Genomic DNA, 19807 nt, shown 5'->3' with positions numbered 1-19807 from the left:
ACCAAATGGCTGCAACGATCAAGCGAACGACCGCGCCCGAAGCGGTCGTTCGCGTCTGGCCGGGCGCCGCAGCGTCTTCAGCGAGCCATGAAACGGGGATGTCCGCGGCCCGGGGTCACCGCTGTTCGGACAGCAACGCCGCTGCCCCGACCTCGACGCACACCGAACAGGCCGTGAAATCCTCTTCGCGTGCTTCGACCAGCGTCAGTTCCTGAGCCTGCTTTCCCCTCACCAACCGGCAATCAGCGGTGTGGAAGCGCTTGCGGCGCTGCAGGACGTACACGGTCGCATCCGAATCCAAGCGATCGCCATTCGCCCGTTCGACGAAAATCTCGCGAGTGAGTTGACTGCTCGAGTCCGATTCCTCCCCGGCGACCTCGGTGTCGCCCGGTTCCTCCGTTCCGTCCACCACCGAGGTGGACGGCTCGTCAGCCACGAGCGATTCCGGCACATCGGACCGGCCGCGCCGCAACGCCGCGGCCAATACCAACAGCAGTCCCAATGTCGACAGCCCGAGGGCTGCGTACACCAGCACGATCTGCTCGAGCAACCATCCGACGACGAGGCAAGCACCCGATAACGCGGCCAGCACGGCAGCTAGCATCGTTCCTCCTTCTTCATGTGACATGGCGTACGACCCGTTACCAGCGGCTAGTTGCCCTGCCCGGCTTGAACAGGTGAGGCATCCGGATTCGCGGGCTGGTATTCCGGCGCATAGGTGACGTCGGCATCCTTGATGCGCTGGGCGAGGAACCCGTCCCAGGCCGCGAGCTTCGCGTCGTTGTCCAACTTGCCCTTGATGGCGTCCCTGACCTGCTCGAAGGAAACCGGCTCCGAGGGGCGCACTTCACCGACCCGGCCGACGTTCCAGCCCTGCGGTGTTTGCACCGGACCGAACGCCGAACCGGCCGGAGCACCGAAGGCCGCCTTGCCGTAGCCCGGGTCCAGCTGCGTGACCTGGACGAGTCCCAGCGAGCCACCCTTGTCCTTGGTGCTGCCATCGATGGAGAACTGCCTCGCGAGCGCGGCGAAGTCGCCGCCGGCGTTCGCCTGTTGCAGCACCTGCTGCGCCGTGGCTTCGTCCGGCACGACGATGTTGGCGATGTCGCGCTGTTCAGGGGTGACCATCTGCGCTCGGTTCTGGTCGAAGTAGCGCTGCGCGTCGGCGTCGGTGACGGGCTTGACCGGCTCCGTCACCTTGCCGAACAGCCGAGCGTTTCCCTGCTGACGCTTGATCTCGTCGATGACGTTCTGCTCGGAGATACCACGAGCGCCGAGCTCCTGGATGAAGGTCTTGCGGTCGGCGTAACCCGTTTCTTTGATCATCTTCTCGAGCTGGTCGCTCGCGGCCTTGTCCGCGATCACGATGCCCTGCTCACGGGCGGCTTGATCCACCACGTTGCTGACTGCCATCGCCTTGGCCACGGAGCGCTTGAACTCGTCCTGCTTCGCCAGCTCCTTCGGCTGCTGCAGGCCGTAGACGAACTCCATCAGGCTGACGCGTTGCTTGAGTTGCTGCTCGGTGACCACGACACCCTGGGCCCGGAAAGCCGCGTCCTCCGGCAGCGACTCGGCCGCGTGCATGACGGCCTTCGTGCTGGATCCTCCGACGACCACCACGAGCATCGCGATGACGACGCCGGCTCGGTAGCCCTTGAGTCCGAACGCCGAAGGGCGACCGATGTATCCGGCCAGGCGGTCAAGGGCGCCCCGAGTTGGGATTTTGGGCACGCGGACCTTCATGAAACAACCTCCGAGAGCTCGGTGTCGGCACCACGGACTTCGTCGGCGGTCACCGTGTTCTTCTCCGGCGCGGACGACGGGCCCAGCCGCACGACCGCGAGGGCGGCCAGGTAGGACAGCAGCACCGTGACGGCAAGGGTGATCCCGAAGTCACGGAGCAGGACGATCTTCGACGGAACTAGGGCCAGGTATCCGACCACCGAGGTGGCGCACGCCCACCCGACAACCCGCTTGAGCGCAACTCCTCGATGTCGGTGTTCGTCGGCCAGCAGTACGGTGAACTCGCACGCGGTGACGGTGGCCAACGAGCCGAGCGCGATCGTCAGCGGACTCAGCGGTTCGCCGACCAGCCACAACCCGGCGATGGTCCACCCCGTCGCCAGTGCGGCGGCGGCCATCGCGCGCAACGCGTCCCGCCGGCTTCGCAGGCCGAAGAACAGGACGAGACCGGCCGCACCGATGCCCACCAGGTTGTCGAGGTAGCGGTGCTGCGAGATCAGCTCGTAGGCACGAGCCGCGGACACCGGGAGCCCGACGACGTCGACTTGAGTCGCCCCCGGCGGGGGTGGCAGCGCAGCACGCATCTCAGCCAGCAGTGCCGTCTGCCTCTCCAGGTCCTGGAACTTCAGCCCGAAGGTCATCACCGCCTGTCTCCCATCGGGGCTGAACACCGCGCTGGTCAGGTACGGCGGCAGCAGCTGCAGCCCGGCCGAGACCTGCTCCGGGCTGGGATGATCCCCCAGGAACTTCAGCAGGTCGGGCGCGGTGAGGATCGGCCGGATCTGGTCGCCGTAGCGCGAGACGGTCGCGTCCTGCGCCTTGAACATCCAGTCCAGCGCCTGTGGGCTTCGCACGTCCTGGCCCCTCAGCACGATGCTGACCTCACCTGAGGAGCCCAGCGTCTGCTCGGCGTAGCGGGCATTCTCCAGCTCTGGTAGCCCCTGCGCGACGTCCTCGGGATTCGCCCGGACGTCGAGGGTGGCCAACGAAGCCCAACCCAGGACCGCGACCGCGGCCAGACATCCGAGCGCGCTCCAGCGCACGCCCGGTCGCTGCGGGCTGCGAACCGCCTGCCTCACCGGCTCCTCGACGTTCGGGCCGAGGCCGATCCTCCTGCCGATGAACAGGGTGACCGCGACCGTCAGCAGCACGCCCACGCCCAGCGCAAGCCCGAGTTGCCGGACGAACGGCAGGGGCGAGACGACCAGCGAACCGAACGCCACCGCACTCGCGGCCGACACGACCAGAACGCGGCGCCGATTCGCGGAAGCGGCCAGGTACAGCGGGAACGAACTGCCGATGCCCATCAGCAGCGGCAGCAGCGCCGCCGCCCCGAAGGATATGGGCACCCCGGCCAGACCGAACCCGGCCAGCGTCAGCGCGCTGCCGATCACCGCGGCCAACAGCGGCCACAGCTTCCGGAAAAGGCTGGAGCCGGGCGAGGCCAACAGGAACCGCAGCAGGATCACCAGCGCAGCAAGACCCGCCAGCAGCGGAATCTCAGCCGTCGCCTCCGCCGTCAGCGCAGAAGTGATGACCGGAACACCGGTGACGGTCACCTTGCTGGTCGACAGGCCGGCACCACCGACCGCGTCCCGCACACCGCTGACCAGTCGCTGGGTGGCCGCCTCGTCCATGCCTTCGCGCGGGCGGACGAGCACGGCGACGCTGTTCTCCTTCGGCACCACGAAGTGCCACCGCGCCCGCGGTTTCCCGGTCTCGTCGAAGATGACGTTCTTGACGAAGTTCGGGTTCTTGGTGGTGGGAAGTCCACCGGGCAACCCCCGGACGAGCAACGTTCCGTAGCGGCGGTCGAAGTCGGCGGTGGCGGCGTCGCCCGCGGCGCGGACCGCCGACTCGGACTCGTTCCGGTTGCGGGCCTCGGCCTCTGCGCGGGCACGTAGTCCATCACGCGTTCCGCTGAGGCTCGCGAGCAGGTTCTGCGAGGAGATGGCGAGCTGGTTCATGACCGTGCCGGGGCCGTAGACGGTGGCCACGTCCGGCACCCGCGACAGCGACCCCTCGAGCTTCATCAGCTTCTCGAGTTGCTTGTCACCGAGCAGCAGGTGTCCGGGCTCCTCTGACTCCAGCACGACGACGACGGGGTTCCCGCCGAAGCCCTCGGCGTGCTCCTCGAGCCGACTGACGCTGGGGTCGCCTTCGGGAAGGAAGGACTCCACGGTCGTTTCGACGCGCAGGTTCAACAGACCGAAGACGGTGGAACTCGCGATCCCGAGAACGACGAGGGACACCAACAGCTTTCGCGCGGTGATCCGGCGCCGGTCGCTTCGGGATACGTCGGCAGGGCGCGGAATTCCCTTGAGGAGATTCCGCACCCGCGCCAGGGGCGCCTTCAACAGCCGCATTGCTCCAGCCCCGTCCCTTCCGCGTATGCCAAGTCTCGTGATGCGGGCCACAGTACCTCGCCGTGTCCATCAAAGACAACACGTCATGACACTCAGTTCCATTTTTCGTAGACTTTCCAAATTCGGCGAGACCTCTTGTATGACAAACCGAAATGGTGGCTATGCCCTGCTGAAACTCGCGTTCAACTAGCCCGGGAGCACAACCTGAATGCTCCGATCAGTCGCCAGTCACACCGCATCTGTAGAACTCCTCAGCAGCATCGGAAACGAGGAACCTCCGGGCCGGGCGGGTCCTTCGACCCACACCGAACCCAGAGGTCCCGATCTTGAACTCAGCCCTGCACCACTGGCATCAGTTGGGCTGCGGGTGGATCCTGGTGAACTCTCGCCCCTCCGGCGAGACGCTCTGCCCCGGGGCGGGGTACGGGTTGCTGTTGGTCAGCACGTTCGGCAGCGGGGCCGGTACGCCCTTGACGATGCCTTCGTTGCCCAGGTCGGGCATGAGCCGGAAGAAGTGGATTCCCGCCTCGTCCGTGTACTGGAAGATCGAACCGAAGTTCGCGAAGAACGCACCCAGTTCCGGGCCGTACGGCTTGATGTACGACAGCATCGGGTTGAGGTTGGTCATGGCAGTACGTGCCTGCGGCACGAGAGCGCTGACGTCCTGCGCCGTCACCGGAAGCCGGTCCAACGTGTCCGGCGCCTGGTGCAGCGTCCCGTTGAGCCCCGGAAGCAACCCGCGCAGATCCGAGGTCGTCTGCGGAAGCTGCTGCAGCGACGAGTTCAAGTACGGCGCCGCCGTTTTGAGGTCGGAGGCTACCGGCGCCACCGACGACGACAGCTCGTGGAGCTTGCCCGTCGCCGTCTGGGTGCTCGAGAGCACCCCCGGTAGGCTGCGCACCGTCGCGGCCAAGTCCTCCTGCTGCCCGCTGGTTGCGGAGGTCAACCGCTGCGCGTTCTCGACCAGCGAGGCGATCTGCCCCTGCCCGGTGTCGAGCGCGTCGAGAACGGTCGTCGTCTGCTGCGCCAGCGTCGTCAGGTCCTTGGACTGCGCCGAAATGGCATCCACGGCCGTGTAGCCCTGCCGGCCGAGCTGACCGAGACCGGTCATGGCGCTGGCCACGTCCTCCTTCGACCCGGTGGTGCCTTCTCCCGCCGTGCGGATCACACCGCCGAGCGCCGCCCGTGTCTTGGGATCGAGGCTGTTGACGACGTCGCGCAGCTGCACACCCCGCTCAACGGCTTCGGGAGGGATCCGGCTGCCGCTGGGCAGCTCCTCCCCCTTCCCGTCCTCGATCTCAATGTAGGACTCGCCGGCCAGGGATTTGGCGCCGATCCGGACCTTGGCGCCTTCGTGCAGCGGCGCGGCCTGTTGTTCCAGGCTCACCACGACCTGGGCCTTGCCGTTCGCGTGCTCAACGCTGTCAATCTTGCCGACGTTGACGCCTGCGACCTTCACGTCCCCCACGGGAATCGCGTTGTCCACATCGGAGGTCTCGAAGGACGCCGTGTAGGACTGCGAGTTCGCCAGTGGGTTGGTTACACCCGCCTTGTCCAGCAGATACCCCATGTAGACCATCGAGAGGACGAAGAAGGTCCCCAGCACGACGAGCTTGCCTGCTGTGCCTTGGAAAAACCTCATGGGTTGCTCCCGTCGCCCGTAATACCGCCCTGCTCGTCAGGCTTCACGGGCGGGGCCCCGCCCGTGTTACCGCCGTGCGTTCCCGGCAGCACACCCGCGTCCGGCAGCGGGACCGCCACGTGACCCCGGATGAAGCCGCCATTGGCATCGGAGAGGCTGAATGTCCCGTTGGTGTTGTAGATGAACGCCTGCAGATCGTTGAGGTAGGACACCACCAGTTCAGAGTCGGGTCCCAAATCGCGGGCAACCGGGTTCAGGTCACCCAACGCGGTGTGCACGTCTTCGACCATCGGCCGGAGGTCCCGCACGACCGGACCCGCCGCATTCACGACCGGCCGTGCAGCCTGAACCGTGCGTCCCAAGTTGTCGACGGTGCCATTGACCTTGCGCAGTACCTCCGGCAGTTGCTCGGACGCCGCGTTGAGGTTGTCCAGCGTCGGGTTAAGCTGGCCGGTCAGCCCGTTGACACCGTTCATCGCACGCTTGAGCTGGCCGGTCGTCTCCGGCAGCTGCGCGATCGTGGACTCGAGGTCCGCGTTGTGCTCGGAAAGCACCGACAGCGTCTGCTCGCTGGCGTCCATCAGCTCCGTCAGCCGGCCGTCGTTGTGACCGACCGCGGCGCTGATCTGGGAAAGCGCCGACACCAATTTTGCGATGTTCTCCCGGCGGGTCTGCAGGTTCTGCAGCACCGGCTGGTACTGGACCAGCGCCGCGTCGGTGGCGTCCAGGCCAGCAGGCAGATGCAGCGGCGCATTGGCCAGCGCCACGTCGGACGAGGACAGCAGGTTGGTCACGGCCGACCTGCTCCGCTCGTCGAGGTGGTTGAGCACCTCGTCGGGCTGAACCGGACGCTCGGTCTGGCTCGCGGGTATGACGCCGTTCGGCGGCAACGCCTGAGCCGGTGGCCCGCCCGGATTGAGCTCCACGTACATCTCATTGAGCGGGTTGGTCGGACGCAACACCATCCGTGCGTTGCGGTAGACCTGGTACCCCGGCTCGAGCGATATCTTCAGCCGCGCATTGCCGCCTTCGGAGACCTCACTGTCGGTGATCTGACCGACTTCAACACCGGCGATGCGCACCTTTGGCTGCTGTCCCGGATTCACCGCAGGCACCTGTTCGAACTCCGCCGCGATCTCGTACCGCTCCGACCAAGGCGGGATGAACCGCTGGTTGCTCAGGATCACCGATGCACTGAACAGACCGCACACGATCACAATCGCAAGCACGAGCAGATTGCGCCCCAGGCCGGGAACCGTTCGAATACGCTCCCAAACCCGGCTGAGCGAAAACTTTCTATTCACCGTCCGCTCCTAATTCCCTTGGGTCTGGGGCGTGCCGGGAACCAGCCCGCCCGGACGGGGGAGGAAATGGTCCTTACCAGGTGAAGTCGCCGGCATCCGGGAGAAGTCGTCGCCGGACTGGTCCGGAGGTGGCAGAACCTCGACCCCACCCGGCAACAGCCCCAACGACTGCAGCAACTGAGCCGTGCCGGGGTCGTTTCCGCCCACGGTAGAAACTCCAACGCCGAGCCCGAGTCCGAGCATCCGGCCGTTCTTGTTGCCGTACTTGGACAAGTTCGCGCTGTGCGAAGCGAGGTAACCGACTTCCTCGTAGAGCTTGTGCCCGGTACCGCCGTTGCCTTCGTAGGCTCCGGTGCCCTTCCAGGGCGACAGCACCGCGTTCGCGATCGGCCCGTTGATCCTGTCCAGCACCGGCCCGTTCACGTGATTGAGCGTCGAGGTCGCCTGCTGCGCCGTCGGCACCAACCGGCCGACCAGCGGCCGCACGTCCTGCAGCAACGGCCGAAGTTCCGCGACCATCGGCCTGGCCTCCCGCACAACCGGATCGGCCTTGGCCAGCAGCGGCCCGAGCTCCTGCGCGGCAGGCCTTGCATTGCCCGCGGTGGCGGTCAACCGGTCCAGGCTCCCGTGCAGGGCGTCAAGTCCGCCACGGGTGGCCGACAACGTCGCCGGTAGCGCCTCGATCGAGTCCGCCAACGGCCGCTGCACCTGCCCCAATGTCGCGCTGACATCGCCGAGCGAATCGATCGTGTGCCCGAGCTGCCCGTCCCGCTGGGTCAACGCGACGGCGACCGTGTTGAGCTGCGGCACGATTTGGTACAGGTCCTTCTCCGGGTTCGTGCCGCGAACGCTGGAGAACACTTCGCCCGCCGGGCCGAGCGCCTGTGGCGCGTGCTCGAGCAGGTTGCCCACACTGTCGCCCGCGCCGGCGCGCAGCGACTCGTCTGTCAGCCGCGTAGTGTTCTGGATGCTCTCCTGTGCCCGGCCGGGAATCGCGCCGAGGATCTTGTCGAGTTCGCTGGGAACGCTGGTGCGCTCCACCGGAATCGGATCACCGGAGAACTTCTGGCGATCGCCGCCGGGCTGGAGTTCCACGTAGTAGTTGCCGCCGAGCAGCGTCGTCGGGCGGACGATCGCAGACGGCTCGCTACCCAGCTTGTCCGTCGTATCACCCCAGACCTTCATCGACACCAGGGTCTTGTCGCCCTCGCCCTTGGCCACGTCGGTCACGGTGCCGACGACGACACCGGCGATCTTCACATCCGACTTTGCCGGGATGACTCGATACGCGCGGTTGAACTCGGCCTGGACCTCGTCACCGGAGGACAGCATCGTGCTGACCCGTTCCTTCTGATAAACCGCCAGCAGCACGACAATGGACAGCACCAGCAGGACCGCTCCGATTGCGATCGGCGAGCCGAACCTCGACTTCCGTCTATTCGACGACATCACTGTCCACCTCCGCTGACCGCACTCGGCAACAGCCCGGTGCGCTGACGATCGACTTCACCCGGAGCCGGGTAGGGGTCCTGGCCCTGCACCGGATCCTTGAGCACACCACCGTCGACAATGGACGAACCGGTGGCAGCCACCCCGACGCGTGCGCCATGCACGCCCGGTGCGACCTCGGTGGACACCATGCTCTCGATCCGCTTGAAGAAGTTGACGACCTCAGTGCTGTAACCCGAGAGGATGTTCACCGGCAGGGCGACGTCGGTCAGGCCCCTGGACACCGCGGGCACCAGTGGACGCGCGTCCGCCACCGTCCGCGTAAGGTCCGCGATCGCCGGGTCGGCCTTCTCCGCGACGCCTGGAACCATGTTCAACGGCGCCGCCCCCTCACGCAGCACTCCACGCAGGTCGGGCGTCGCTGTGCCCAATGCCTTGGCACCCGGACGGATGTCCGACACAGCGGAACGGAGATCGCCCAATGGCTCGTCCAGCGAATCGAGGCCCGCACGGGCCTGCTGGAGCGTTCCGGGCAGCACCTTGATGCTGTCCTGCAGCGGAGTTCCGTCGTCCGGGTTCAGGGCCTTGGCCGTGTCGCCGGCCTCCCGCACGAGATCGGCAAGCTGTTGTTCCCGGCCGTTCAATGAGCCCGCCAGCTGGTCTGCCCGGTCAAGCAGCGCCGGAAGGTTCGCCTCGTGCGAACTCAGCGCCCCGGAGGTGTTCTCGAGGCCGTTCAATATCCCGGGGGCGTGCTCGACCAGGTCGTGCACGTCCTGCCCGTGGCCCGCCGCACCACCGCCGACCTCACGGAGGGTGCTGGTCAGCGCATCGCGAGTTGGCGGATCGAGCACGTCCAGAACGTGATCGAGGTCGGCGGAATCAACATTGCGCTCGGCCGCGATGGGTTGATTCCCCAGCGGCCCCGTATTCTCGTGGCCGCGGTGGATCTCAACGACCTTCTTGGCCAGCGCCGACTGGTCCCAGACCTCGGCCTTGGCGTCCTTGTAGACCGGCACGCGCCCGTCCAGTTCGAGGATGGCCACGGCGTGACCGTTCTCGTATGTCAGTCCTGCCACGCGCCCGATCCTGGAGCTGTTCTCCCGGACGTCGTTGCCCACCTTCAGCGAGGCACCGACGTGGTCGAACTCCGCCCGGACCGTCGTCACCGGGGTACCGGGGACGCCCGTGTTGGCCGTGACGCCCAGGAGCATCACCCCGCCGAGGACTGCGATACCGCCCAGTCCGGCGAGGAATGACCGCGTCGTCGATCGAGACACCGCTGTCATCATCGTCCTCCAAGCAGTTGGTCGACCAGGGCCGTCTCCTGCGACTGGTCGAGTCCCGTCGCGCTGCCGTCGCTGTTGGCCGCCGGAGGGCCTGCGAGACCGGGAAGGCTGGGCAAACCCGGAACCGGCGGGGGCACACCGGGAACTCCGGGGATCGGCAATTCCGGCACCGGCGCCGGGGTCGGCGCACCGGGCGGGCCGACTCCGACACCTGGGTACTGGAGTAAGCTCTGCGGCGTGGTCACCACGAAAGCGCGGAAGTAGTTGCCAAGGCCGTCCCGACCGTTGGTGGACATGGCCCAGTACTTGACGAAGTCCAGCACCGTGGTCATCTCCGGCGTGAGATCGCCGACCAGGCGATGCGCGGACGCACTCACACCCGGAAGCTGGTCGGTGCCGGGTTTCAGGTCCCTGATCGCCGGCGCTGCCTGGTCGAGCAGGCCCTTGGCCTTGTCCAGCACCGGCGGCAGGGAACCCATGGCCGGGTCCGCGGCATCGGCGAAGGCGTTGAGCTCATTCGTGATCTGCGTCAGATCGTCGGTGACCGGCCGCACGTCGCGGAGCACGGGCGTGCCGGCTTCCGCAACACCGGAAACCTCGGAGAGCACTTGGTTGGCCTTCTGCAGGGTGCCGGGCAGCTGTGCCAGCGAGTCCATCATCGCCTGTCGCTGGGAGGCCACCGAGGCGAGCAGCTGCTTGCCTGACTCCACCGCCTGGTCGAGGTTCCCGCCATTGCGCTCCGCCAACGCCTGGGCGACCGGGCTCGTGCGGTCCACGAGCTGGCCGAGCACCGCATTCTGCTGCTCGAGCACCGATCCGAGTTCGCGTGTGTTCTGCATGGCCGGTGCCAACGCTTTGAGCGCTTCGTCCACATTGGCGCCTTGCCCGCCGGTCCCCTCGCCCAATGTGGTGACCAGTGCCGCGAGCGCGGCGCTGGTGGGATCATCGAGCGAGTTGAGCACCTCGTCGAGGTCCACCGCGCGACTCGTGCGCTGTGCCGGTATGAGCAGCGGCTCGTCCATCTCAGGAGCGCTGTCGGAGCCTCGGCCGAGTTCGATGAACCGCTCACCGAGCAGCGTCACCGGCCTGATCTTCGCGGTCGCGTCGCGGTGCAGGGGCAGCACCGACGGGTCGAGCCGCATCCTGACCGCGGCTTGACCGTTGTGCAGCTCAACCGATTCGATCTCGCCGACTTGGACACCGCCGAGCCGGACGAGGTTTCCCGGAATCAGCGGACTGGCATCGCGGAACATCACTGTCAGAGAGACGTCCTCATCGTCGCCCATGCCCGCTGCGGTGAACCCGGTGGCGACAACGGCCGCCACCGAGGCGAGCGCCAGGCCCATCCGCAATCCTGCACTTCTGAAAGCTCTCATCGGGGTGCACTCCCATTCGCATCGACCCAGGGTTGGCCGGATGCCATGCCTGGCGCTGGCCGCGCGTTCGGTCCGCCCTTAAGCCCGACGTTCACACCGGGGTTGTCGTCCAACACATTCGTCCCGACCTGCACCAACCCGTGGAAGTAATGCCCCTGCGAGTCGTAATTCGCGAACGCCGCGGACCAGTTGCTGAGCCAGCCCATGAGGTCCGGGGTGTAGGGCCGCAGGAACTGCACCGCCGGGTTGAGCTGGCTCACCGCACTGTTCACGCCCGGCACGGTGGTGTGGGCGCTGTCCAGCAGAGCTGGGGTGCGCTGCAGCAGATCGTCGGCGGCGTTCAGCGTCGGCCGCAGGTCCGCCATCGCAGGCCGCAGGTCCGCCAGCAGAGGACTGAGGTTTTGCGATACCGAGGTCAACTGCTGCGTCGCCGGCCGCAGATCCCGCAGCAGCGGCGCAGTTTCGTCGACTGCGGCGGGCACACCGTCCATGGTCCGCTTCGCGGAGTCCAGCGTGGGCGGAAGCTCGCTCAGCGCCCGCTTGAGCTGCTCCTGCTCAGCAGACATCGCGCCGGTGGCCGAGTTCAGGTCACGCACGATCTTCTCGAGTTCCGCGCGCCGATCCGCCACCGGTTCCATCATCGTCTTCAGGTTCCGGATCAGGCTCTGGATCGCCGGGCCGTCCTGCCCGACTGCCTTCAGGATCTCACCGAGTTCCTGTACCGCAGGACCGGCCGAGTCCAACGTCGCGCGCAGGTCCTGCGGATTGTCCTTGAGCTGCTGATCGAGCTGCTGGACCGTGGAGTTCAGGTGCTGGCGGGTGGGTTCGTCGAGCGCCGCCAGCACCTGGTCCAGTTCGACCTGCTCGGAACCAGCCTCCATCAGGCTGCCGGAGGGGATCTCCGGATTGCCCTGCGGCCCGGGTATCAGCCGGATCACCCGCTCGCCGAGCAAGCCCCGCCACTCCACCTGTGCTTTGCTTCCGGCGTGGAGAGGCGCGGTGTCGCCATCGACCGATACCGTCACCAAGGCCTTGTTGTCCCGCGCCTCGAGACCCGTCACCGTGCCGACCTGCGTACCGTCGACCTCGACCCGGGACCCATCGAGGACGTTGGCCGCATTGGGCATGACCAGCTGCAGTTCGTAGTCGTCGTTCTCGGCGGCCCAGGCGGTGCCGCCCACAACGGCGGTCGCCACAGCCGCGAAGGCGACCCATTTCACCGCTCGAAACATCTCAGTCCATTCCTAGTGGGCCGACCGAATCCCCGGCGAGGAACTGCCGCACGAACGGATCGCTCGACGAAAAGGCCTCTTCCGCCGGGCCGTAGTAGACGACGCGGCCCTGCCAGATCAGGCCGACGTAGTCGCTCACCTTCTTCGCCGTCCTGATGTCGTGCGTGACGACGACGTAGGTGCCGCGGTCCTCTTCGTGGATCTTCAAGATCACGTCGTTGAGGAGGCTGGTTCGAACCGGGTCGAGTCCGGAGTCCGGCTCGTCGAACAGCACGATCTCCGGGTTCATCACCAGTGCGCGAGCGAAGCCGGCCCGCTTCTTCATCCCGCCTGAGATCTCGTTCGGCGCCTTCTTCTCGGCGGCTTCCAGACCGACTTCCTTGAGCCGGTAGGTGACGATCTCGCGGATCTCGCTTTCTGACTTGTCAGTATGTTTGCGGAGCGGGAACGCCACGTTGTCGTAGACGTTCATGGACCCGAACAGCGCACCGTCCTGGAACAAGACGCCGAAACGCTTCCGCAGCTGCGCCCGTTCCCGCTCCGCGATCCCCCAGATGTCCTGTCCGAAAACGTTGACCGTCCCGGAATCCGGTTCCAGCAGCCCCACCATGTGTTTGAGCAGGACGCTCTTACCGGTACCCGAGGGCCCGAGGATGGTGGTGATCGCCCGGGGCTTGAAGTCCAGGCTCAGTCCGTTCATCACCTGGAATGACCCGAAGGATTTGTAGAGGTTGTGGACTGATGCGACGTGCCCGTCGCCGTTGGCCTCGGGGGCGATCAACGTCGACGGCATGACCTCGGTGTCATGGGCATCCATGTGGACTCCTCAACTCAACGATGTAGTCCTAGTTGGCAATCGGTGTCTGGATCGTGGTTCCGAAGAAGAACTGGTAGAGAATGGCCGCCGCAGCACTGACGATGATCATGTTCACCATCATCGATTTCGCGGTGTTGACGCCGACACCAACTGGACCGCCCGAAGACGTGTAGCCGTAGTAGCAACCGACCAAAACGATGATCGTGCCGAGGAACACTGCCCAAAGCAGGGCGTACAACAGATCGACCGGGGCTTGGAAGGACCAGAAGATGTTCGAATAGGCTCCGGGTGAGGTCGTATCCAGCATGACCTGCGAAACGAGCCAGGATCCGACGTTCTGACAACCGACTCCGGTGATGAACAGGAAAGGAGCAACGATCCACATCGCCCACAGTCGCGTTCCCGCGAGGTAGGCACGGGAGTGGATTCCCATGACCTCAAGAGCGTCGATCTCGTCGCTGATACGCATCGAGCCGATCTCGGCCACGAAGCCGCATCCGACCTTCGCCGCCAGCACCCATCCCCACATCGTCGCGGACGTGGCCTTCAGGTCGCCGACCGCATTGAAGACACCGACGTAGTCCGACGCGCCGACCTGGTCGAGGATGTAGTGCCCTTGCAAGCCGACTTCGCACCCGATGGCGAACATCATGAACCAGATCACGAGGCTGCTCGATCTGATGAGGATGGCCGCCTGCCTGATCGACTCGGACAGGTAGATCGCGATTGCCAGTGGCATCTCGGCTAGTACACGGCCACCGAAAATGGATATGCTGCCGACGGTTTCGGCCGTCGCAGATCCGACGAACGTCGTCGGTCGCGGTGCGACCCGCCGCCGGCTCTGCACAGCCTGCCTCAGCGGCGGCTGCACGCCTCCCATGGACATTCCGTGCTCCTTACCGCAGCATCAGCAGGTCTGGGTTGAGTCCCTGCACGATCGAGTTGAAGAAGAAGTTGAAGACCCACACCAGCGCGAAGCAGATGACTACGGCCTGGTTGACAGCCCGACCCACACCCTCGGGACCGCCACCGGCGTTCAATCCCTTGAAACTGCACACGATGCCGATCAACAGCCCGATCAGCAGGGTCTTCAACTCCGCGCCCCAAACATCGACCGAGTAGAGGCTGTGGGACATGCTGTCGATGTAGGCACCCGTGGTGGTATCGCCGAGCGCTCCAACGGCGATCAAGCCCAGGATCACCCCGACGAAGGACGTCAAGAAGTTCAGCATCGCGCACATGACCGCTGTAGCGATCACCCTGGGGATCACCAGCATCCGGATGGGGTCGAGTCCCAGTACTTTGAGAGCATCGAGCTCCTCCCGCGCTTTCCGGGCTCCGAGGTCGGATGTGATCGAGGTACCGATCACACCGGCCACCACCATCCCGACCATGAACGCGGCGATCTCCCGGATGTCGGCCATGACCCAGAACCCACCGATGCGGTTCGCCGCACCGAGCAGCACCAGGAGGCCGACACCCATCACCGTGATGAGGAATCCGAAGCCCGCCATCGACAAGGTCGCCGGCCAGAAGCACAGCTTCAGCAGGGAGTACATCTCGTCGACCGTGTCCTTCCAGTACCCTCGCGGGTACCGGACCGCGCTGTAGATGACCTTGCCCAGAAGCTGGCACATCTGGCCGACTTCCAGCACCACGTTGCGGGCCGGCCCCGGAACCGCACTGACCAGTCGGTCCGAGGCACGCGGCCGCCGCCGTACTTCTTCGCGTTCTTCCACAGTGGTCATTCGTGCTCCCTAACAGTCACCGCGACATCCCGTGAGCACGACGAACCGAGCCCGGCCAGCCGTGCTGATCCGTGGCAGAGGCGCGACAGCCACAGACGGCAGCTCCGCCCGCCCATCTACTTCACCGCGTTGACCAGGTCTTCGCGCCCGGCATCACGCAAGATCTTCTCGTAGGTCGCGAACAGCGGTTTGGTGATCGGGACGACCTTCATGACGGCCGAAACCTTGCCGTGGTTTCGGATGTCGCCCTTGGCCATCGCAAGCGCAACGTTCACCTTGCCGAGCCAGAATCGGTGTGCGACATCAGCTTTCATGTCGAGTTCCGCGTCGATGGGACGCGTTACCTTGGTTTCGTCGTCGGCACCGAGCTGCACGACCCCTTCGCCGAAGTCGATCACGATCGTCGACTCGGGGTCGGTCTGGTTCAGCTTGAGCACCGAACCCACCTTGCGGAGCTTGGGACCGAGCTCGGGGTCCTCCATGCTCACCTGGAAGATGCGGCCGAGGTACTGGTAGACCTCGGATTCGTCCTTGAATACGCCCATGGTTCGCTTCCCTACCTAGAGTCCGGCGGTCGATTCCGCCGATGAGGGGTCCGGTCAGTCCTCGTGCACCGAGATGGCCCGTTCCGGGCAGACGTCCACCGCCTTGTGGGCGTCTTCGACGTCCGCCTCATCCACTTCGTCCACCAGAACAAAGGAATTGCCGTCGTCGTCCACGTCGAACAGCTCCGGAGCGCGCGCGACGCAGCGCGCGTGGCCCGAGCACTTGTCGAAGTCGATGGAAATCCGCATCAGTTGGCACTCCAGGCCTCGAACGTCACCGGCAGCTTCTTCACACCCCAGGTGTTGCCGGTGTGCCACACCGCTTCCTGCCCCGGAGTCACGTGGTAACGCGGCACCCGCCGCAAGAACTCCTGCAGGAACACCTTCAGTTCCAGGCGAGCGAGGTGCGCGCCCAGGCAGCGGTGGATCCCCGAGCCGAAACCGAGGTGGCGGTTGGGCTGCCGGTCGAGCACGATCTCGTCCGGGTTCGGGAACTCCTCCGGGTCGCGGTTCGCCGATGGCCACAGCAGCAGCAGCCGGTCTCCCTCGTCGAGTTCCTCACCGGCGAAGGTGCACTTCTCGGTGACGTTGCGCGCGACGCCCGGCTGCGGCGGGATGTAGCGCACCAGCTCTTCGACGGCGAGGTCCAGCTTGTCCGGATCGTCGACGATCGCCTCCAGCTGCGAGCGCAGCTCCGGCTGTTCGGCGAACATCAGCAGCAGCCGGCTGAGCACGCTCGCCGTCGTGTCGAACCCGGCGGGCACCAGCACCAGGCAGAAGCCGAAGATCTCGTCGTCTTCGAGGCGCTCACCGTCGACCTCGGCCTGGTCCAGGTCGCTGATGAGATCTGTTCCGTATCCATTGACACGGCGGTCCTCGAGCATCTCCGCGAAGTACTTGGTGCAGTTCAGGCCCGCCTCCATGGAGCGTTCCTGATTTTCCTCGTCGCTCGCCTCCGGGTCGGGCTGCAGCATGTAGAGGAACTGGTCCTTGAGCATGTCCCAGTCCTTCTCCGGAACGCCCAGGTAAAGCTCGAGGATCGCCCGAAGCGGCAGCGGCACGGCGACTTCCTTGGCCAGGTCCGCTTCGGTCGAGCCGGCCAGGTCGTCGATGATCTTGGCGACCATCTCGCGCATGTAGGGCTCAATGCTCGCCACCGACTTCGGACTGAACTGGCGTCCGACCAGCGTCCGGTAGTTGCGGTGGTGCGGCGGGTCCGCCTCGATCGGGATCATCGGAGTCGGGTTGCCGAACGGCGGGATCGTCACCGGGAACGACGAGAACGTTTCCGGCTTGTGCGCCGCGTCGTAGACGTCCTGATAACGCGACAGCGCGTAGAAGCCACCGTGCTCTTCGCTGTGCGCCACCGGGCATGACTTTCGCATCTCCGCGAACAGCTCATGCGCGTTGTTCTGGGTTTCCTTGCTGTGCAAGCTGAACCGTCGGATCAGCTCACGAATCTGGCTGTCATCCAGGCTGCTCACCGTCGCCTGGCCTGTAACGCCGTCTCCAGCACTCAAGATGACCGTCCTCTTCCGTGGTGGTTGTCCGACCGCGTCCCGGCAGCCGATGGATGCCGGCGCAGAGTGAAGACGGGCGACGCGAATGTCGCCGATCGATTCGATGACGGGGCGGGGGATGCCCTTCCCGAGTCGGGTCCGCGGCGGGCGGGCCCAGATCAGGGACCCGAGAGGCACCTCACATGTGACACATGCCGAAATCTAATACATCGTGATGTAGATAGTCAAGATTCGTGTCACACATCGAGGCCGGGCAAGAGCCCGCTCAGTCAGGGGCTTCTGACGCGAGCCTTGAGTCCCGAGCAGCCCCCGAAGAGTCCTACATAACTATCTCTGACCAGTAACGATGCCCAGCTCAAGAGTTGATCGACGCACCCGCGGGCCGCCGCGTCACACGTGGACCAACTCGACATACTTTGCCAGTTGGACATGAGAGGTGTAGTTCTATTGATGTGCCATCCAGATGACACCTGGGCACTCGAAAGCACCAACGACGATGCTGGTCGCCAACCGGACGACCACGCGGCGTCCAGTTGCCTGCTCCAACTAGAGTGACCTTGTGCAGGTCCCTGTCACCCGTCGTGAGATCGACAGCGCTCCTGCTCCCGAGTAGTCCGTCGGCCGGCACCACCCCGCACGGCCGGCGATCCGACGACACGAAGGTCGACACTTCGGTCGACTGCGGAAGGACCCGTGATGGCGCAACCGAGTCAAGGCGCACCGGCGAAGGGGCGTTCGGCGAAACAGGCCACCCGGTCCGCGGTCACGACCGGAAGCGCCCGTTCCATGCTGATCACTGTGCTCGCCGAGCTGGTGCACCCGAACGACCAGCCGGTGTGGACCTCCTCGCTGCTGTACATGCTCGTCGGAATGGGGATCGAGCAGCGCACAGCGCGTCAAGCGATCTCCCGCGCGGCCGCCTCGGGTTGGATCACCGGGCAACGCCAGGGACGCGAAGTGCGCTGGGAGCTGACCGACAGCGGTAAGCGCCTCATCGAGGACGGAGCCAAGCGCGTCTACTCGCTGCACGCCGACTCCGAATCTTGGGACGGCAACTGGTTGATCCTGCTTGTCACCATCCCGGAAGCGCAACGCTCCGTTCGCAAGGCCCTCTACACCGCGCTGGACTGGGAGGGGTTCGGCAACCCGACGCCGGGTGTTTGGGTATCACCTCACGCCGACCGCCAGCCCCGGGCCCAGAAGGTCATCGACGAACTCGAGTTGAAGCCGTCGACGCTCGCTTTCGTCGGCAAGGCGAGCGCGATCGGCCAGTCCGAGCAGGAGATCGTCGACCTGTCCTGGGACCTGGACGAGGTCACCGCGAAGTACGAAGAACTGCTGATCCGCTACAGCGGGATGCAGCCGGCGCCGGGTGACCCGCTGCTGTTCACACACGTGAAGCTGACCAACGAGTGGCAGCGGTTTCCCTTCATGGACCCGCAGTTGCCAGCCGAACTGCTGCCGAACTGGATCGGCAGGCGGGCCGCGGTGTTGTTCCACCAGCTCCGTGAGGCTTGGTACGAGGACGCCCAGCAGCGTTGGCGGGAAGTGGTCAAGGAAACCTCGCCGGGCTGACCGCCGATCCTCATCTCCGGCGGGGCGAACGTTTCGGGCGGTGGTGACTTGTGCAGCCACCACCGCCCGAACCTCTCCTGCACCCGCTTCGGGTCAGACCAACTTGAGCACCGGCTTGACCGCCTTGCCCGACTCGGCGTCCTCGCACGCCTCGTTGATGTCCTTGAAGTCGTAGGTGGAGATCAGCTTCTCGTAGGGGAAGCGCCCCTGCTTGTTCAGCTCGATCATCTGCGGGATGAACTCGTCCGGCCGGGCGTCGCCCTCGGTGACGCCGGTGATGGTGCGTCCGGCCATCAGCAGCTGGAGCATGTCGACCTGGATCTCGGTGCCTGCGGTGCCGAAGCCCAGAGTCGCGCAGGTCCCCTTCAGCGCCAGGCAGTCGACGGCCTGGCGCACGACGGAGGTCACCGCGGTGGTGTCCACCGAGAAGTCCGCGCCCCGGCCGGTGATGCCCTGGATCTGGGCCACCACGTCCTCGGCGGTCTTGGCGTTGATCGTGTGCGTGGCACCCAGCTCCTCGGCGAGAGCCAGGCGGTCCTGGACCAGGTCGACAGCGATGATCTTGGTGCAGCCGGCGACCTTGGCCGCCATCAGCGCGGCCAGACCGACCGCACCGACACCGAAGACCACCAGACTGCTACCGGCCTGCGGCTTCAACCGGTTGAGCACCGTGCCCGCACCCGTCTGGATGCCGCAGCCCAGCGGACCGACGGTGGACAGATCAGCCGACGGATCCAGCTTGACGGTGTTGCTCTCGATCGCGACCGCGTACGTGGCGAACGAGGACTGGCTGAAGAAGAAGCCGTTGACGTCACCGCCCGCACCGTGCAGTGCGGTTGTGCCGTCAGGCCTGGTGCCTGCGACGTTGCGCAGCACGAACTGCTCGCAGTAACTGGGTTCACCACGGTTGCACATGGTGCAGCTCCGGCACGAGGCGTAGCTCAGCACGACCTTGTCGCCCGGCTCGACCTTGGTGACGTTCTTGCCGACAGCCTCAACGACACCAGCGCCCTCGTGCCCCAGCACGAGCGGGAGCGGCACTGGCAGCCACTGGTTTCGCACGCCGATGTCGGTGTGGCAGATGCCGACGGAGTGGATCTTGACCAGGATCTCGTCGTCCCGAGGAGCGTCCAGTTCGAGTTCCTCGATCTGGAACGGCTTCTCGGCTTCGCGGACGACCGCAGCGGTGACCTGCATGGATGAC

17 protein-coding genes are annotated in these 19807 nt (G+C 65.7%); 1 reads left to right on the top strand and 16 read right to left on the bottom strand.

Annotation, left to right across the window (positions count from 1 at the left end; genetic code table 11):
• Positions 1 to 115: 115 nt before the first annotated feature.
• The 15 genes from KBO27_RS06265 to KBO27_RS06195 form a co-directional block, all read right to left on the bottom strand.
• On the bottom strand, positions 116 to 604 hold the full coding sequence (locus KBO27_RS06265; protein ID WP_210968981.1) for a hypothetical protein: 489 nt from the start codon (positions 602 to 604) through the stop codon (positions 116 to 118).
• 47 nt (positions 605 to 651) lie between these two features.
• Positions 652 to 1626: a peptidylprolyl isomerase gene (locus KBO27_RS06260; protein ID WP_281420660.1), complete on the bottom strand. Its 975-nt coding sequence runs from the start codon at positions 1624 to 1626 to the stop codon at positions 652 to 654.
• Between the two features lie 113 nt (positions 1627 to 1739).
• Positions 1740 to 3995 carry an MMPL family transporter gene (locus KBO27_RS06255; RefSeq protein WP_210968979.1) on the bottom strand — a complete coding sequence of 752 codons (2256 nt, stop codon included), beginning with the start codon at positions 3993 to 3995 and terminating at the stop codon, positions 1740 to 1742.
• A gap of 466 nt (positions 3996 to 4461) precedes the next feature.
• Positions 4462 to 5751 carry an MlaD family protein gene (locus KBO27_RS06250; RefSeq protein WP_210968978.1) on the bottom strand — a complete coding sequence of 430 codons (1290 nt, stop codon included), beginning with the start codon at positions 5749 to 5751 and terminating at the stop codon, positions 4462 to 4464.
• Positions 5748 to 7055, bottom strand: a complete 1308-nt coding sequence (locus KBO27_RS06245) for an MlaD family protein (RefSeq protein ID WP_307870262.1) — start codon at positions 7053 to 7055, stop codon at positions 5748 to 5750. Before KBO27_RS06245 ends, KBO27_RS06250 begins: the two co-directional genes overlap by 4 nt.
• A gap of 9 nt (positions 7056 to 7064) precedes the next feature.
• The gene (locus tag KBO27_RS06240) at positions 7065 to 8504 is read right to left on the bottom strand and encodes an MlaD family protein (protein ID WP_210968977.1); all 1440 of its coding nucleotides are present in this window, start codon (positions 8502 to 8504) and stop codon (positions 7065 to 7067) included.
• On the bottom strand, positions 8504 to 9793 hold the full coding sequence (locus KBO27_RS06235) for an MlaD family protein (protein WP_210968976.1): 1290 nt from the start codon (positions 9791 to 9793) through the stop codon (positions 8504 to 8506). The genes KBO27_RS06240 and KBO27_RS06235 overlap by 1 nt, the downstream gene beginning before the upstream one ends.
• Positions 9790 to 11136 carry an MlaD family protein gene (locus KBO27_RS06230; RefSeq protein WP_210968975.1) on the bottom strand — a complete coding sequence of 449 codons (1347 nt, stop codon included), beginning with the start codon at positions 11134 to 11136 and terminating at the stop codon, positions 9790 to 9792. Before KBO27_RS06230 ends, KBO27_RS06235 begins: the two co-directional genes overlap by 4 nt.
• A 26-nt stretch (positions 11137 to 11162) precedes the next feature.
• The gene (locus KBO27_RS06225) at positions 11163 to 12386 is read right to left on the bottom strand and encodes an MlaD family protein (RefSeq protein ID WP_210968974.1); all 1224 of its coding nucleotides are present in this window, start codon (positions 12384 to 12386) and stop codon (positions 11163 to 11165) included.
• 13 nt (positions 12387 to 12399) lie between these two features.
• On the bottom strand, positions 12400 to 13191 hold the full coding sequence (locus KBO27_RS06220) for an ABC transporter ATP-binding protein (RefSeq protein ID WP_246536470.1): 792 nt from the start codon (positions 13189 to 13191) through the stop codon (positions 12400 to 12402).
• Positions 13192 to 13243: 52 nt separating this feature from the next.
• Complete coding sequence (locus KBO27_RS06215; protein ID WP_246536348.1) at positions 13244 to 14101, bottom strand: ABC transporter permease; 858 nt, start codon at positions 14099 to 14101, stop codon at positions 13244 to 13246.
• A 10-nt stretch (positions 14102 to 14111) separates the two neighbouring features.
• Positions 14112 to 14954 carry an MlaE family ABC transporter permease gene (locus KBO27_RS06210; RefSeq protein ID WP_210968972.1) on the bottom strand — a complete coding sequence of 281 codons (843 nt, stop codon included), beginning with the start codon at positions 14952 to 14954 and terminating at the stop codon, positions 14112 to 14114.
• A 125-nt stretch (positions 14955 to 15079) separates the two neighbouring features.
• Positions 15080 to 15508 (bottom strand): SCP2 sterol-binding domain-containing protein, encoded by a 429-nt coding sequence (locus KBO27_RS06205; protein WP_210968971.1) that lies wholly within the window; start codon positions 15506 to 15508, stop codon positions 15080 to 15082.
• A gap of 54 nt (positions 15509 to 15562) precedes the next feature.
• Entirely contained in the window at positions 15563 to 15757 is a 195-nt protein-coding gene (locus tag KBO27_RS06200; protein WP_210968970.1) for a ferredoxin, read from the bottom strand.
• Positions 15757 to 17028, bottom strand: coding sequence for a cytochrome P450 (locus KBO27_RS06195; protein WP_210968969.1), 1272 nt, complete (start codon positions 17026 to 17028; stop codon positions 15757 to 15759). Before KBO27_RS06195 ends, KBO27_RS06200 begins: the two co-directional genes overlap by 1 nt.
• A 786-nt stretch (positions 17029 to 17814) precedes the next feature.
• On the opposite strand from KBO27_RS06195, the gene KBO27_RS06190 reads away from it, so the two are divergent.
• Positions 17815 to 18603: a PaaX family transcriptional regulator gene (locus tag KBO27_RS06190; RefSeq protein ID WP_210968968.1), complete on the top strand. Its 789-nt coding sequence runs from the start codon at positions 17815 to 17817 to the stop codon at positions 18601 to 18603.
• Positions 18604 to 18696: 93 nt separating this feature from the next.
• Here KBO27_RS06190 and KBO27_RS06185 read toward each other — a convergent pair whose 3' ends face one another.
• Positions 18697 to 19800 (bottom strand): NAD(P)-dependent alcohol dehydrogenase, encoded by a 1104-nt coding sequence (locus tag KBO27_RS06185; RefSeq protein WP_210968967.1) that lies wholly within the window; start codon positions 19798 to 19800, stop codon positions 18697 to 18699.
• Positions 19801 to 19807 lie beyond the last annotated feature (7 nt).

Origin of the sequence: Saccharopolyspora endophytica, assembly GCF_018070075.1 — a bacterium.
Classification (GTDB): Bacteria; Actinomycetota; Actinomycetes; order Mycobacteriales; family Pseudonocardiaceae; genus Saccharopolyspora; species Saccharopolyspora endophytica.
This window is presented reverse-complemented; position numbering and strand designations above follow the sequence as displayed.

What these genes read in the sequence shown, in the direction of transcription:
- KBO27_RS06265 (WP_210968981.1), bottom strand. Translation starts at nt 604, where the DNA reads ATGCTAGCTGCCGTGCTGGCCGCGTTATCGGGTGCTTGCCTCGTCGTC.
- KBO27_RS06240 (WP_210968977.1), bottom strand. Translation starts at nt 8,504, where the DNA reads ATGTCGTCGAATAGACGGAAGTCGAGGTTCGGCTCGCCGATCGCAATC.
- KBO27_RS06190 (WP_210968968.1), top strand. Translation starts at nt 17,815, where the DNA reads ATGCTGATCACTGTGCTCGCCGAGCTGGTGCACCCGAACGACCAGCCG.
- KBO27_RS06260 (WP_281420660.1), bottom strand. Translation starts at nt 1,626, where the DNA reads ATGCTCGTGGTGGTCGTCGGAGGATCCAGCACGAAGGCCGTCATGCAC.
- KBO27_RS06215 (WP_246536348.1), bottom strand. Translation starts at nt 14,101, where the DNA reads ATGTCCATGGGAGGCGTGCAGCCGCCGCTGAGGCAGGCTGTGCAGAGC.
- KBO27_RS06235 (WP_210968976.1), bottom strand. Translation starts at nt 9,793, where the DNA reads ATGATGACAGCGGTGTCTCGATCGACGACGCGGTCATTCCTCGCCGGA.
- KBO27_RS06205 (WP_210968971.1), bottom strand. Translation starts at nt 15,508, where the DNA reads ATGGGCGTATTCAAGGACGAATCCGAGGTCTACCAGTACCTCGGCCGC.
- KBO27_RS06200 (WP_210968970.1), bottom strand. Translation starts at nt 15,757, where the DNA reads ATGCGGATTTCCATCGACTTCGACAAGTGCTCGGGCCACGCGCGCTGC.
- KBO27_RS06220 (WP_246536470.1), bottom strand. Translation starts at nt 13,191, where the DNA reads ATGCCGTCGACGTTGATCGCCCCCGAGGCCAACGGCGACGGGCACGTC.
- KBO27_RS06250 (WP_210968978.1), bottom strand. Translation starts at nt 5,751, where the DNA reads ATGAGGTTTTTCCAAGGCACAGCAGGCAAGCTCGTCGTGCTGGGGACC.
- KBO27_RS06185 (WP_210968967.1), bottom strand. Translation starts at nt 19,800, where the DNA reads ATGCAGGTCACCGCTGCGGTCGTCCGCGAAGCCGAGAAGCCGTTCCAG.
- KBO27_RS06230 (WP_210968975.1), bottom strand. Translation starts at nt 11,136, where the DNA reads ATGGGCCTGGCGCTCGCCTCGGTGGCGGCCGTTGTCGCCACCGGGTTC.